Below are 14,941 nucleotides of genomic sequence, written 5' to 3' on the forward strand. Positions count from 1 at the left end.
ACCTCACCGGGCGGTGGCTGGGTTCTGAGACACCCAGTCGCCGCCCATCTCGCGGTCGCCGTCATAGACGTTCCGGGCACATCACCTGCGCCGCATCACCCGCTGTGATCGATACGCGCTCGCCCCGTATCGCGGGCCGGAGAGGCCCGGTGGCGATCACCGACATCAAGGCTTACAGCCATCTCACCGAATCGGATTGGGATTTCATCGGGCCGTCCTCGCAGTGGAAGCGCTCACACATCACCCCCCAGGATTTGTTCGAGGAGGCAGCGCACCATCTCCCTGGCTTCCGACAATCGGCCCCCGAACGCGTCGGGCTCGCATTCCACGAGTTCTGCGAACAGCCGCACCGAACGATCCGCCAGTACGACCGCGTCCTGCGGTTCATATCGCATCAGCGCGACAGCGGCCGAATAGCAGATCAGCGCTAGATCGGGAAGGTGGCGAAGAGGGCGCTCGGCGGCGCCCTCCGTCAAGCGCACTGCTCGCCTGGCATACTCGCCGGCACCGATACCGTCACCGGCGCGCGAGAGATGTACAGCGTGATCAACGAGTGCTCCCGCCCGAAACTCGTTGTTTCGCGACAAACTCTTCCATAGCCCGTCATAGATTTCGACGGCGCGCCGCGATATCATGAGCACTTCGGGGTCGGTTGGCTCGACCGCTGCCCGCCAGCGGGCCCGGTGCCACAGCGACCATGCCAAATCCGCTGACGGTTCACCACTTTCGCGTGCAAGGTCCTCCCACAGCGCCAAGGCACAGTCGTTGTGGGCGATCGCCTCTCCGACGCACCCCACCGAGGCAAGGCTGTCAGCAAGCGCGTCGTGATAGTCGGCCAGACGAGCACGTTCGACCTCGTCACCCTCCCCGATCATTTCGTTCAGTACCTCGAGCGCGGCGCGGCCGGAACCCACGGCGAGGTGTCGTCGCCCAGCCGAGGCCAACAGCCATGACTGAGTACGCAGTGCGCCGGCCAGACAGGACCGATACGTGACTCGGTCGGCGACAGCCAGTTGGACCGTCCATCGCATCGCCTCGTTCATCACCGCCGGCGCTTCTGATCGGTAGCCGTTCTCGCACAGGGCTTTCGCGTACTGGTGGTACACATCAGCCAACTCCGGCACGAGGTCGTCGTGGCCCTCTTCGATCAGGACGCGGTAATGATCGGCACTGCTGCGCAAGTTTCGCCCAGCGAGCTCGGGTTCATCGAGAAACAGCCGGAACCGTGCGGCCCAGCCCTCCGACCTGGCCAATCGCATCGCATTCCACTCGTTGGCCTCGTCGACGGCATCGCGTCGAATCGCCAAAGCGCGATCGACCCGTATCGAAGCCTGCTTCCACTCAGCTAACCCGTAGCACACATATGCCGAATACTCGACCGCCGCTGCCCATTCGGGGCGGTACCGCACCGAATCCCACTTGGTCAGCTCCTCATACGCGATTTCCACACTTTGCGCGTATTCGGCTGCCTCTGCCCATTCGTCTGCGGCGACGCAACTCTGGGCGTGGCGGTCGAGTAACGAGGCGAGCCCGGGAAGGTACCTCTCGGCATCGCGATCGACGAGTTCCCGATACATGGCCAAACCGCGTAGCGCCATGGCGATAGCTTCCTCGGTCCGGTCCAAACGCCCAGCATGATTGGTCAGGCAGATGGCGGCGGTATCCAGATACCGATCCCGTTGTTCGGCCAGCAGGCGCTCAGCCTGCTCGACTGCCTCGGTCGACATCTCGACGGACTCCGCTGTGCGGCCGAGCGTCCACAGCACGGTCGCACAGCGGTCGAGCGCGCGGGTAAGCCGTTCGCGGTGCGTTGCCGGATCGCCTTCCGCCAGCACGCGCCACAGCGCCAAGGAACGGTATGCGTACTCGATCGCCTCGCGAGGTCGGCCGGCGCTCCACAGACATACGGCGTGGCAGCCGAGCGCGACAGCCAAATTCACGGCGCCAGCCGCCGGGTCGGCCGCTGCCGCGCGTTCACGGATCTGCAGTAGCGACGTCGAATAGGCCAGTGCCGCCGCCGGTTTCTCATTGCAGGTCAGGATCTGGACCAGCAGGTGCAGTGCGAATGCTCGCTGGTCGTCCCAGCTGCTGTCGGCCGACGGACTGCCACAGATCTCCAGCACCTTCGTCGCGATGCCATGAACCTCGATGCTGTTGCTCAACTCCTCATGAACCGAGGCGACCCGGTTCAGCGCAAAGGCCACATTGCGGAGTTGGATGGCGGGACCACGCTCGGCCAATCGCGCGTACATCGCGAGCGCCCGCTCGGCACATACGAGTGCTTCGTCGAACGCACGGACACCGCACAGGGTAATCGTGAAGGTGCACAATGTATTTGCCAGCGGTTCGTGATAATCGACCGCATCCGCGGCCAACGTCTCGTACATCGCCACCGCACGCACGGCGAACACCCGAGCACCGGTGTAGTCGGCGCGACGGTTCAACACCACCGCGCGATTGTTGAGTGCATCGGCCAGCTCGGCGGCATCTGCGTCGGGGTCGAGCTCAGCCAGCCGCTCGAGCAACTCGACCGCCTGTTCCGAACGCAGTTCCGCGTCCGCGGTCCGCCAGGAGCTCAGATGTATTCGGGTGGCGCAGGTCAATGCCCAACTCAGATTCCGCTGGTGACGGACGGTATCCGACAACGCGAGCTCACGGGCGTGAGCGACTGCCGCCTCTACGGTACTCGAGGCTTCGGCGCTACGGCCCGCCCTGCCCAACCGGTCCGCCTGAGCGCACAGTTCGTCCACCAGGGTGACCAGATACGAGCCTCGGTCGTGCCCGGACAATCGCAGCCATTCGTCGACGGCACGGGCACCGAAATCCAGGGCGATCGCGGTGTCGCCGAGGTTCGTCGCCAAGGCCACAATCGACCGACAGCCCGCAGCGACAGCTGTCGCATTGCCAGCACAGGTATCACGCAACCGCGTCAGTCCAGCGAGATATCGGTTCCACGCTCGCAGTGCGTCGTCGCGGCGACCGGCACGGTACAGGCACTCACCCTGGCGAAGCACCGCCTGCGCACGCTCCCACAGCCTGTCCTCATCACCGTCGACAGCGGTATCCTCGGCCACCGATACCGCCTGCGCGGCTACGCCTTCGGCTTCGGCGTGCAACCCGTGCTCACCCAGCAGCCGAATCAGTCGCACGAACTCATGCGACGACACCGAGCCGTCCAGCATCCCGGTCAAGCACCGAAGGCGCTCGGTGCGATGCCGTTTCCATTCGCGTACCCCACAGGTGTCGCCGTCGCTATCGAGCAATGCGATGTGCTTCGACCAAGCACCGAGGAGCCGGCCCAGATTCGCGGGATCGCCCGTGCCGGACATTTGTTCGTAGAGTCGCACTCCACACGCGGAATGTTCGAGGCCCGCACGCGGGCCGTCGGCCCGTGCCACGATCCCAGCGGCAGCCATATGAGCGCCGGCCAGCGGACGCAGGAACCGATCGCGATCGAATTCCACGAGTTCGTCGAGGATTTCGATGCGCTGGCGCGCGGCGGCGGCACCGCGTTCCACTACCTCATGCTCCAGGGTCGGCGCGCAACCGGCCTCCGCCAGCGCCGCCACCAGTTCCCGCAAAAGGTCAGCCAGCAGTGGCAGCGTTTCCGCGCGGTCGGACACCAATTGGATCTCACACAGTTCGACTGCCGCGGTGAGCAGATCCGCGGCCTCCAGACTGCGGTCCTCGCTGTGCTCGGATTCAGCCCGGTCCCGCAGTACCCGCACCAACCGCGACCGATCCGGATCCTGGCGCCATGCCGCCCGAGCCGCTCTGATCAGCGCCCGGCGCAATAGCTCCAATTCCGGGCCGGCGAACGTCGCAGTATCGACTACGAGTGCCGCAGCCGTGGAGACCCGTGGGTGTTCGCGCCACTGCCGCAGTCCGGCAAGAAGATTCGCGGTCGGCGGGTCCATCCTGCAGGAAGTTGTGGCCCAGACCGCATCGGCCACCAACAGGCTCAACGCGTCCGCGAATTCATCCGGCCCGTCGAAGGTGTACTGCGGCGGAGTGGATACTTCGCGCTGTGTCGATATTTCCCGCTGATTCGAGTTCTTCATTACTGAGCGATCAGTGACTCACGATCGATATCGGTGACATATAGCGGGAAATACTGCACAAGGCGTTCCATCAATGCGGACGCGTCGCCGCCCTGGGCGGATTCGAATTCATCGAGAGTGAGTCCGACAACCTGTAGGAACCTCACCGTGCCATTGAGTGTCGCGATGGTACCGAGTTCCGGGTCGGCGGTGACGGCGACCGCCCGAATGGCAGAGTCCTGTCTATTGGCCACGATCGGCCCGTTCACCCGTATGGCGTCGCCGGGCTCTAAGCACTTTCCGGATCGACAGACATACCGGCTCAGATTCTGCAGTACGTCACCGGGCCACATCGGCGGTTCGTAATCATCGGGTTCACGGACGAGCCGGAAGGTGACTTCGAAGCCCCACCCTTCGAAGTCCCATCCCGAGATCTCAGAAGCCGGAGATTCCTTCCCATACAGCCCGGACATACCGAAGCCGATGTAGTGCCAGTGCGGGATTGGTCCGCTACGCGGATAAGCACGGACCATATCCAGCAGGTCCGGCCCACCGAACGCCCATGGATGCCGAGGCCCCCATTGTCGCGCCGGTGCCGTCCCGTACAACCGACCCAGCGCCTTATCAATCGAGTCATGACCGATCGAATCACTCACTTCCACAACATTACCCGCCACCCACGCTGCGAAAGGGCGCTACTCGACCGAACTTACAACCACTTGAGATATCAGGCTCAACTCTACTCGACCAGTCACTGGCCCGGGTGCAATCGCATCTCCACGATTGCCTTGCGGGCATCAAAAATATTCGAGTCAGCGGTCGATCTTCCATTTCGAATTCGTTGGTGGAACACCGAGTTCGACAATGCCGTTGACGATCCATAGCGCTTCCTCGAGCGGCACTGTGTCCTTGTCGGGGTATTCATCGCGTTGCCCGCCCGCGAGAATGAATCCAGTGCTGCCCCCCTTGGCCATTGGGTCGACCGCGTGCTCCCCCGGGTCACCATCGCCGTCGAGTAGTACAACCATGGCACGCACGCCATTGGTGACGATGGCAAGAGCACGCCCCGCCGAGCTGCCGAACCAGGTCTCGTATCGACCACGGCCGATTCTGGCCCTGACCAGGTACGCAACGTCGCTGGAAAGCACCGGTCTACAACGCGATTCCGTCGGCACGCCTTCTTCACTGATCGCCCACTGCTCAGCCATTCGGTGACACCCTCCTACCGATCAACCACCGCGCCGCCGCCATCCGCCTCATCCGCACCGGTGAGTACTCGGCAGTTCTGTAGGGACTTGCGGGCCAGAGGGTTTCATATTCCTCTGACCCTCCTCGTGTGATCGGCGACCAGGAAACCGTCAAGGAATCGCGATGGTGATACCAAACGGTAGTGCGATCGGTCCATGCCCCGATGAACCACCGGAACCGGTCGCCCACGGCAGTGGGCGGTAATGGCGGTCCCAGCCCGGCCCGGACTCGCACCCAGGTCGCGGTCGCACCGGCGTGCACCTGGTGTCATCGTCACCGTGTCGGGACCAACCGTTATGCCCGTCCCAGGCCGGACCGCCGGGCAACTGCGGCAGGACCGGCACTCCGGGGTAGCCGTGACGAGGGTGGCGATCGTGGCCGTGCCCATGTCTGCCATGGCCCGGGTGATCGACACCGACACCGACACCGCCATGCCCACGATTGCCATGGCCGAACCCTCCATGCGCTGGACTGGTACCGGGCACGCCATCATCGAATTGAGCTGGTGCACTGTGCGTATCGGGTGCGGCGGATGCGAAACCCGCCGCACCGGCAGCGGATGCGGCCGCGACCGCTCCGACCACCGCGGCACGCGCGAGAAGCCTCAGCGCTCCCCCTCGGCCCAGATGCACTGACATGGTGACGCCTCCGTTCCATCGGGGTTCCGCTTATCGGCGCCTTTCGCTCGACAGGACTCCCCCACCAGCACATAATGGCGCGCTGTTCATCGAATTGTTGGAGACCTATTGCCACGGGTGGGGATGAGCGGCACCCACTCATCCCGGCGACGAGGCTCCGACGCCCCGGCGGATAAACCACTCTCAACTGCTCGTTCGCAATGGCGCACCCCAACACCCACAATCGCGCCACGGCACCGAACCTCGCGCACTCGATCCGCAGCCAGTTCGACACCGAACGCGAGTACCCGGTGGCGCTACCTCGCGGCAGACAGTTGCACGGCGTCAGCGGGTATGGCTGGGACCGATTCCACCACCACGGTTTTCAGCACAGGGTCTGGTAGCAGCAGCCGCCAGTCGTTGCTCGACCAGACCACCGTCTGCTTGTTCGAGGTGACGCTGTTGTCGGAGTAGGTGCTGTAGACGAGCAGTTCGGCGCGGTCAGCGGTGTAGGTGGTGAATTTGTAGGCGGTTATCCGGGGGGCTACCACGGGGGACGCGGGCTGAGTTACCGAGATTTGGGCACGGGCCAGGACCCAGGCGTCTTTACCGGGGCCGGGCATGAGGGATTGGGCGGCGGTTCTGGCCCAGGTGTCGTCGGGGGCCAAGGAGATTCGGACGGTGTGGTGGATTGCGGCGAGGGCCGCACCCTGCGGGGTGTGCGAGTAGCCGAGGGCGGCTTCGGTGAGTTTGGCGGGGCCGTCTTCGCGGGCGAAGGGGAGGTTCACGCCCTGCCATGGTTCCCAGCGGAGTTCCGACGGTGCACGATCCAGGTCGGGGGGTGGAGTGGTCACCACGACCGGGGAGGTGTCGGAGAGACCGCAGGCCGTCGCGCCCAGGGTGACGGACGTGGCCGCAAGGGTGACAGCTAGCGCCACAAATATTCGCCGAAGAATAGCTGATGTTCCCACCTGGCTCCCCTCGTGCAGACCGGCGACCTGGTGAAAGCCATTACGGGGCAGGGCTGTCGCGCGGTCTTGTCGATCTTAGTGTGCGCGATTTTCGGGAGGGTGGCTATTCAAGGGATTTCATACCGGGCGTCCGTATCCGGTTGTCGGAACTCAGTTTCGGGTACGATCATCCCGGCAACAACATCATCGCAGGTGACGGGGACTCATCGCGAGGTATTGCGGCAGGACTCCTGCACCAGTGCTGGTGACGGCCGACCGCATAGGGCGCGTCCGCAGGGTGGACGTGCGGTCGGGCGAGAAGCGCCACGAATATAGGGGATCCGCGATGACCGCCAGACGTAAGTTGACCGCACTCTCCGTCCTGCCGGTAATGATCGCCGTGGGACAGGGGATAGCAGGAGCGGCACCGGGTCAACCGGGGCTCGCGGTGCCCGGGGAAGGGCAGCCAGGGCTGAGCCAAACACCACAGGCACCGGCCGCACCGAGTCCGGCGGATTGGATTCCCGATCCGCCCGCGCCACCGGCGCGGCCCCGGCCGCAGCAGCAGACGCAGCCGAATATCGACACCTGGGTGCAGCCGCCCACCCAGCAGCGGGAACAGGCGGAGCCGGAGCTCAACGAGCCCGCGGAGCCTGCGGTGGACGCCCCCGCCGTAATTCCCGCTGACCCACACCAATTGCGGCTCGGCACCGGCGAAGTCACGCTCCCCGACTGGGTGGATGTGAAAACCCGTGACAAGGCGCAGGCATACGCCGACTACGCGGAATGGCAGATTGCCGCCGCCTACGACAGTCTGGGTTTCTCGCGTGAGGAATCCGATCGAATGGCCGCCACCAGTTCGCTGGGCGCGCTGGTCGGTGCGGGTGCCGCGGGAGCCCTTGCACCCGCCGTCTTTGTTCCGGTGGGTTGCGGTATCGGTGCCGTCGTCGGGGCGGTAGCCGGCGGTGTGATTGCGGGCGTCCCGACCGCTGGAGTCGGCGCTCCGGCAGGCGCGATCGTCGGTGGTATTGCTGGATGTATCGGCGGCGGCTCGCTCGGCGGAATGGCCAGCGTCCCCTTGGTTGTCGGCGGCGGAGCGCTGGCGGCGCTCGCGGGCGGCGCACTCAGTGGTGGCGACTCGAACAAGCCGCAACCCGCCGTTCCGTCTCTGGTCTCGGCACCGGTCGAGGAGGCGGCACCCGCCCCCGCGCCCGCATGGGAACCGGCCCCCACTCCGGTCGCGGCCCCCCAGTACGCCGAACCCATTGCCGCGGTGACCACCCAGGTTTCGACCACCGTCGAAGCGGTCGCCGACTCCGGCCCGGTCGGTAATGCCGTTGTCACCAATCTGCGTGACGCGGCCGCCGCCATGCCCCCGATGGCCCCCGAACTCGGCCCCGCCGCCGATGTGATCAACGGTGTGCTGGGCGCGATTCAAGCCCCGCACTGATTGACGACAACCGAATGGAGTGAGATCGGTGTCCGATCAGCGCGACGCTACGTTCCCTCGGGCGACGATGCCTGACCTGCTGCCTCCTGCCCCGGAGGCGGATGATTCCTCGATACGCCCCTCGGCGGCGGCCGGATGGTCGGAGTGGCTCGAGGCCGACGACGACCGTGGTGTGCGTCCCCAGCGCACGGATGACACGGATGACTTCGAGAACGATGAGCTGTCGCGGGACCTGCATGCGGAGGATCCGATGGCCCCGCTCGTCGAGGAGGCGCGCAGGCGCGCCCTGCTCATGCGGCGACGGCGGCAGCTGCTCACCCGTGCCGCCCTGATGGCCGCGCTGGTGGCGGTGCTCGCCATGGTCGGGGCCGGTGCGTGGTTGTTCACCCCGACCGAAACTCCCACGGCCGCACCGCCGTCCACACCACCGGAGGCGAGGTCCGCGGCGCCGACTCCGGCCGCCGATGCGCAGGCCAATAACTGGTGCCGGGAATCGGTCACCCCGGAGCGGGTGGTCAGCTCGGGCCCGGGCGATACCTCGACCCCGACGGGTGTGATCCTGCGCCTCGAACACGCCTGGTACGTCCAGCGTGACCCCGTCGCGGTGCGCTCGGTAATCGCCCCGGATGCCCGGGTCGCACCGGAAAGCGCCACCCGCGAGGCCATTTCCGCCATTCCCGCCGGGACCCGCCACTGTGTGACCCTCACCGCGCTGCCCGCCGACCGTTGGCTCGTCGCGGTCGACGAGCGGCATCCCGACGGCACCCAGGTGGCCTGGCAGCAGGTCATCACCACCGCGCAGCGCGATGGCCGGGTGCTCGTCACCGCCATTGTGGAGTCGGGAGGGCAGTAAGCCATGACCGAGGCGCCGGAACTGTCGATCACGGCGACGCCTGGCGCGCCGACTGATCCAGTTCCCCTGCGGGGCGGGCACGGTCGCCTCGTCCGCGCCGCGCTGCCGTCGGTGCTGGTACTCGGCACGGCGGGCTCCTCGGGTGCCTCCACCACCGCACTCGGCCTGGCCGCGGCCGCGGTGGCCGAGAGCGATGGCGAGACCTGGCCGGTGGTCGTCGATGCCACGCTCGGCGGCGGCGACGTCGGCCTGCGGGGCTGTGATTCCGCTAAACCGGTGAGCACCATGCAGGATTGGCTCGCCACCACACATCCCGAACTCGCCTCCACGGTGCTCTCATGCACCGGCAAAACGAGTATGGGTGTGCGGGTACTGCCCCGCAGCCCGGACCCGATGCCGCGCCGCGAAACCCTCGTCTCGGTGGCGCGCCATCTCGAAACCGCCGGACTGCTTACGGTTTTCGACGCGGGCGCGCCGGTGACCAGCCGGTTTGCCGCACCGTTGCTCTCCGATCCCCGGGTGGGACTGGTGATTACCGTCGCCGCCCGCGCCGACGCCGTCAATCGGCTGCAACCCGCACTGCGCTGGCTCGACGAGCAGTACAGCGAATTCCTCATCGGTGACGCGGTTATCGTGCTGACCGAGCAGGTGAAGGACTCCGGGCAGGCGTCCATCGAACATGTCCGCACCTACCTGAGCAGTTGGGTGCGCGATGTGGTGACCATTCCGTTCGACGCGCATCTGGCAGCGGGCGGGGTCATTTCGTGGCATCGGCTCGCGGCGGAGACACGCGACGCGTACCTGCGATTACTCGGGGTGCTGCGATGAACGAATGGCCTCCGGTACCGATGTGGCACAAGGCCGTACCGACTCCGCCCGGACGACCGCCACTGGTGTGGCTGGTCGGTGTGCACGGCGGTGCGGGAACCACCAGCCTCGCCGCCAGTATGAGCTGGACCGGAGACGCCGGGCGGCGCTGGCCCGGACGTATCGGCCTGGTGCGGGATATGGATTCACCGCTCGTCGTCCTGGTGGCGCGCACCCATATGAGCGGTATCGCCGCACTCGAACACGCCCTGCTCGCGCACGAACACGACGCGACGCCCGCCGGGAGCAACCTCGTAGGCATTGTCACCGTTGCCGATTCGGCGCGACCGCTGTCCCCGGCGGTGGCGAAGCGGCGCGAAGGCGTCGAGGCACGCGCCGTCGATATCGGCGCGGAAGTCTGGCGGCTGCCCTGGCTCGAACAGTGGCGTGAACTCGAACCGCATCGGCTGCCGGTGTGGTCACCGGACTCCGTTTCCAGTCCCGTCGACGAGGGCGACGCGACTCGCACTCCCCCGCAACCGGTTCGGCAATTCGCCGAGCAGCTCTTCATCGCCTCCCGCGCGGTGGGCATGCGCCTCACCGCATCCGACGACACCGAGCACCGAAATACCGGCTGACCCCGGCTCGACGTGCGTCCCGCCGACCACACGAGGGAGGATCGAACATTGCTGTCAGGGGCAAGAATTCGACACTCGGCCATTGTCACGGCCACCGTCTGCGTTATCGCGGCGGTCGCCGTCGGCAGCGCGTCGGCCGAGCCCACCGAGGCGCAACCACCCATCGACAAATGTCCGGCGCTGTACGCGCTCGGCATTCAGGGCACCGGCGAGTCGTCACCGGATGCCGCGGTCAGCACCGATACCGGCATGCTGTCCACGGTATTTCGGCCGATGATGGCGGGGGCCAGCGCGGACGGGATGGTCGATCGGGCGTACGTGCCCTACGAATCCTCGTTCGGCGGGGCCGTATCCACCGTCGGGAACATCTCCGCGAATGAGACGCCGTATGCCACATCGGTGGGCAATGGTGTGCTCAGGCTGAAATCCATGGCGAAATCGGTGCTCGACCGTTGCGCGAATACGCGGATCGCGGTGACCGGGTACTCCCAAGGGGCACACGTGGCCTCGCTGTTCGCACAGGAGGTGGGCGCGGGCCGGGGGTCGATACCCGCCGACAAGATTGCGGCGGTGGCGCTGTTCGGCGACCCGACGCGCAATCCCGGGTCGGCGCTGTTCCCTGGTGCTTCCGGGCAGACCGCACCCGACCCGGCACCCGGTACGAATGGGGAGGCGCTGTCTCGACTCATTACCGTCACACCCGCCCAATCGGCGGAGGGCGGCGGCATCAGCACCGAACGCGATGTGGCGGTCAGCTTCGGATCGCTCACCGGGCGGGTGGCCAGCTTCTGTACCTCCGGTGATCTCGCCTGCGATGTGCCCGACAATGCGGCGCTGCTCAAAGTGGTGGCCAATATCGCCGGGCAGGTGAAGATTTCCGGGGCCGATCCGATCGGATCGCTGGTATCCATCGGACAGGCGCTGGCGTACACGTCGATCAAAACGTTTACCGAGGTGGTCAATAACGATGTTTCGGGGACCAACCTCACCAATCTGTCGTACTCGCCGGATAAATCGATCTCGCAGCGGCTGGCCGAAGCCGCCGATCCGGATACGCAGGTCAATATTCCGGGGGCGTTCCAGGCCATCTTGAAGCTCGGCACCATTGCCATCAATACCGTGGTGAGCGTCGCGAGGTCGGTGCTCACCGCCTCCAATATCGCCGAAATCGCCACTGCCGGGCTGGCGAATCCCCTGGCCGGGCTCGCCGTGCTCGGGACCAGGGTGCTCGGTGCGGTCACCCAGCTGGTGCAGCCGACCACCATCAATAATCTCGTCACGTCGGCCTTCACAGCGGTGCGGCAGAACGTCGAGGACAATCAGGATCTGCTCGATATCACCACCTGGGTGCGGTACTGGCAGACCGCGCAGAAGCATGACTACTCCAACCCGCAGGGCAGCGATTTCGGCGACAGCCCAGCGCAATTCGTGGGGCAGTGGTTCGCGGCGCTCGCGAACGATCTCGCCGGGGTCGCCGCACCCGGCGGTGACCCGAAGGGCGGCAGCGATAAGCCCGAGGGCGGATTCGACTTCTCACCCAGCACCACCACCGCGCCGTCCACCTCGCCGGGCAGTCAGTTCCCGCTCGGCGACCTCGGGGGTGCGACCACCACCGCACCCAGCAGCACCGAATCCCCATTCAACGCCCCGACCAGCACCACGAATCCCGGCGGCGCCGACGGATTCCCGCTCGCGCCCAGCACACAACCGCAGGCGACACCATGAGTACCACCGACACCCACAACCCGATGGCCGCCGACGGCGGATACTCCGGCAGTTGGGCCGACTGGATCGGCGAAAGTCTCGGCGGCGTAGCGGAAAGGTCGCATCGACGCCGGGTCGAGTACGACGACGGTGCGGACGACTACGACGAGTACGACTATCGGCGCAGCGAATACCGCAGTGCGCACGAGGATTATGGCGGGGGGCACGGCGGATACCGCCGCGACGACGACGAATTCGACAGCGGGCCCGGCGGGTACGCGGGCAGTCGGGGCGATTACAGCGCCGCGGAAGACGATGTCGGCAGTGTGGGCGGGTACGGCGACGGGACTTCGGACGGGCGCGGCACCGAACAGGGCAAGCACGGTCCGCCCCGCGGCGGAATTGCTGGTGGCGACGACATTCCCAGCGGTGGCGACCTCGGTTGGGATGACGACAACGCTGCGAGCAAGGGTGATATCGGCCGGGATGACGACACTCCCAGCAAGGGTGACATCGGTTGCGGTGACGACGATCCCATTGGCGACGACATCGGTTGGGACGACGACGAGTCTCCCGGTAGCGACGACGCCGGTCGAGATGACGTTGGCGCTGCGCGCGGCATCGGCCGGGGCGAGTATGGCGGCGGCCAGGACGAATTCGTCGACGACGAGATCTACGCCGGAGACAGCGACGACATAGCGGGTGACAACAGCGAGGATGACGACGACGCGAGCGCCCGCGCGGCCGTCGCGGGTGCGGAAGTCGAGACGGGCGGGCGTGAATTCGAATCCGCGGGCGGCGGATCCGATGCCGGGCCGGGCAATGCCGGACCGGATTCGGACGAGGTGGTGTCCGAGGTGGTCGGTGCACCCGTTATCGCACCGCGTCGCGCCCGTATGGTGCGCCCCCACCCCTTCCCGTCCTCGGATCCGCATTGGATTCCCGACGATCCGTCGCCGAGCGCGATGCCGCATCCGCACATCGCCGCATCGCCCGATCGCTCATCCGCCGAGGCTCTGCAACATTCGGCAGCCGAACCACTCCCGCACGTGGAATACGAGCCGCACCCGCACGGGGCCAAACCTCGCACCCGTGCGGACTTCGAACCGCCTTGGCGCCGGGATTCCGGAACTCGGGCCGCCCGCGCGGATGTCGAACAGCGACCGCGCACGGGTGCCGCACCGCGCGCCCGCACCGATCACGGACCGCGCACGGGTGCCGAACCGCACGCCCACGCCGACCACGGACCGCAACCTCGCACGACCTCCGAGTCACCCACCCGTCCCGATCACGGACCGCACCCGCGCACGCGTTCCGACCCGCATCCCCGTACGGACCACACGGCGCACCCGCGCACGGATTCCGAACGCCGAGCCCATACCGACCACGAACCGCGGCCCCGCACCTCCCCCGTGCCGCGATCGCGTGCGGCGCTCGGTCCTCGCGCGGACCCGGATTTCGAGTCGCACCCGCGCACCGGCGTCGAGCCTGGTGCACGCGCGGATTTTCAACCCCGCCCGCGTGTATCGGCCGAACCGTATGCGCGCCCGGCGGTCTCGCGGCGCGGCGCGGCCGCCGCTGCTCGCCTGCACCGCGCGCCCACCTCACATCGCCGCGGGGATGGCTCGTCGTGGGACAGCTGGGCGATTCGGGAATGGCTCAGCGAATCGCGGGAGCGGTGGGGAGCGCCACTGCTGGGCATTCTCGGCATCTGCGCGATCGTGGCGGCGGTGGCCGTGCAGCTCAATAAATCCGACTCCGCACCGGAATCGGAAGCCGCGGCCGCTCCGATTGCCGAATCGACCGTCGCACCGGAATCGACCACCCCGGCGGCACCCGGACCGGCCGTCCCCGCCGTCGATGCCGCGGGCGAGTGCCCGACCGAAACCAAAGGGTCCAGCATTCGCGGCAATGGACCCGGTGGTTCATCCTCGGGACCCGCGGCCATCCTGGCTGTGCAGCACGCCTACTACGTAGCGCGCTCCGGGGCGCTCGTGCGTGAACTCGTCACACCCGACGCGTCGGTTCCCTCCGCGGTCGATATCCAGGCCGGTATCGATACCGTTCCCCCGCTCACCACCCACTGCGTACAGATCACCCCGGGCGCGTTCTCCGGCCAGTACATCGTCATCGTGACCGAGTTCCGGCCCGATAAGACCCGCCGCGTCTGGAGTCCGCAACTCGTCATGACCACCACCACCGGCGACGGCACCTTCATCACCGCCATCGTCCCGCTGGCCGACGACGCCACCCCACCCTGATGCCGTCCACCGGACCCGAACCGTTCACAACGAACGCGGGCCATTCGGGTCCATTGGCTGATCACACGAGGCGGCGCGAGTCGCGCGAAGGAGATCCGGTGGCAGGGCCCACATATACGATGCCGCCGCGGATTACCCCTGATCACGCGCCCCGAGGCGGCTGCCCGCCGGGTACGGTCGGGAGTCTGCCCGAGGGCGTTTTGGAGATTCGATGGGGCTTCGGCTAATCTTCTTTTCGCACGCCGGAGGGTACAGGCTCCGGTTGGCGGAATGCGGATGTAGCGCAGCTGGTAGCGCATCACCTTGCCAAGGTGAGGGTCGCGAGTTCGAATCTCGTCATCCGCTCCAACGAAAGCCCCATCAACGGACTCGA

The 14,941-nt window shown here is 66.6% G+C and carries 11 protein-coding genes and 1 tRNA gene; 8 read left to right on the top strand and 4 right to left on the bottom strand.

Features of this window, described 5'->3' with window-relative positions:
- Window positions 1-233: 233 nt before the first annotated feature.
- The 3 genes from NU1_RS23785 to NU1_RS23795 all read right to left on the bottom strand — a co-directional run bounded on the left by NU1_RS23785 (window position 234) and on the right by NU1_RS23795 (window position 5,248).
- Window positions 234-4,061 (bottom strand): tetratricopeptide repeat protein, encoded by a 3,828-nt coding sequence (locus tag NU1_RS23785; RefSeq protein ID WP_067524307.1) that lies wholly within the window; start codon window positions 4,059-4,061, stop codon window positions 234-236.
- The gene (locus NU1_RS23790) at window positions 4,061-4,696 is read right to left on the bottom strand and encodes a suppressor of fused domain protein (protein ID WP_084521758.1); all 636 of its coding nucleotides are present in this window, start codon (window positions 4,694-4,696) and stop codon (window positions 4,061-4,063) included. Before NU1_RS23790 ends, NU1_RS23785 begins: the two co-directional genes overlap by 1 nt.
- Window positions 4,697-4,852: 156 nt before the next feature.
- Window positions 4,853-5,248 carry a hypothetical protein gene (locus NU1_RS23795; RefSeq protein WP_067524308.1) on the bottom strand — a complete coding sequence of 132 codons (396 nt, stop codon included), beginning with the start codon at window positions 5,246-5,248 and terminating at the stop codon, window positions 4,853-4,855.
- A 336-nt stretch (window positions 5,249-5,584) separates the two neighbouring features.
- Between NU1_RS23795 and NU1_RS23800 the strand changes: the two genes are divergently transcribed.
- Complete coding sequence (locus NU1_RS23800; RefSeq protein WP_157552923.1) at window positions 5,585-5,923, top strand: hypothetical protein; 339 nt, start codon at window positions 5,585-5,587, stop codon at window positions 5,921-5,923.
- Between the two features lie 299 nt (window positions 5,924-6,222).
- On the opposite strand, the gene NU1_RS23805 is transcribed toward NU1_RS23800, so the two are convergent.
- A complete protein-coding gene (locus NU1_RS23805) occupies window positions 6,223-6,843 on the bottom strand; it encodes a DUF8175 domain-containg protein (protein ID WP_245720275.1) in 621 nt (206 codons plus the stop codon).
- A 358-nt stretch (window positions 6,844-7,201) separates the two neighbouring features.
- On the opposite strand from NU1_RS23805, the gene NU1_RS23810 reads away from it, so the two are divergent.
- The 7 genes from NU1_RS23810 to NU1_RS23840 all read left to right on the top strand — a co-directional run bounded on the left by NU1_RS23810 (window position 7,202) and on the right by NU1_RS23840 (window position 14,916).
- Window positions 7,202-8,305 (top strand): hypothetical protein, encoded by a 1,104-nt coding sequence (locus tag NU1_RS23810; RefSeq protein WP_157552926.1) that lies wholly within the window; start codon window positions 7,202-7,204, stop codon window positions 8,303-8,305.
- A gap of 67 nt (window positions 8,306-8,372) precedes the next feature.
- Window positions 8,373-9,158 (top strand): DUF8176 domain-containing protein, encoded by a 786-nt coding sequence (locus NU1_RS23815; RefSeq protein ID WP_067524314.1) that lies wholly within the window; start codon window positions 8,373-8,375, stop codon window positions 9,156-9,158.
- A gap of 3 nt (window positions 9,159-9,161) precedes the next feature.
- The gene (locus NU1_RS23820) at window positions 9,162-9,986 is read left to right on the top strand and encodes a MinD/ParA family ATP-binding protein (RefSeq protein ID WP_067524316.1); all 825 of its coding nucleotides are present in this window, start codon (window positions 9,162-9,164) and stop codon (window positions 9,984-9,986) included.
- Window positions 9,983-10,603, top strand: a complete 621-nt coding sequence (locus NU1_RS23825; protein ID WP_157552929.1) for a hypothetical protein — start codon at window positions 9,983-9,985, stop codon at window positions 10,601-10,603. Before NU1_RS23820 ends, NU1_RS23825 begins: the two co-directional genes overlap by 4 nt.
- Before the next feature lie 48 nt (window positions 10,604-10,651).
- The gene (locus NU1_RS23830; protein WP_245720276.1) at window positions 10,652-12,328 is read left to right on the top strand and encodes a cutinase family protein; all 1,677 of its coding nucleotides are present in this window, start codon (window positions 10,652-10,654) and stop codon (window positions 12,326-12,328) included.
- Window positions 12,325-14,568, top strand: a complete 2,244-nt coding sequence (locus NU1_RS23835) for a DUF8176 domain-containing protein (RefSeq protein WP_067524320.1) — start codon at window positions 12,325-12,327, stop codon at window positions 14,566-14,568. Before NU1_RS23830 ends, NU1_RS23835 begins: the two co-directional genes overlap by 4 nt.
- A gap of 272 nt (window positions 14,569-14,840) precedes the next feature.
- Window positions 14,841-14,916, top strand: a tRNA-Gly gene (locus NU1_RS23840).
- Window positions 14,917-14,941 lie beyond the last annotated feature (25 nt).

Origin of the sequence: Nocardia uniformis NBRC 13702 (assembly GCF_001613345.1) — a bacterium.
GTDB lineage: Bacteria > Actinomycetota > Actinomycetes > Mycobacteriales > Mycobacteriaceae > Nocardia > Nocardia uniformis.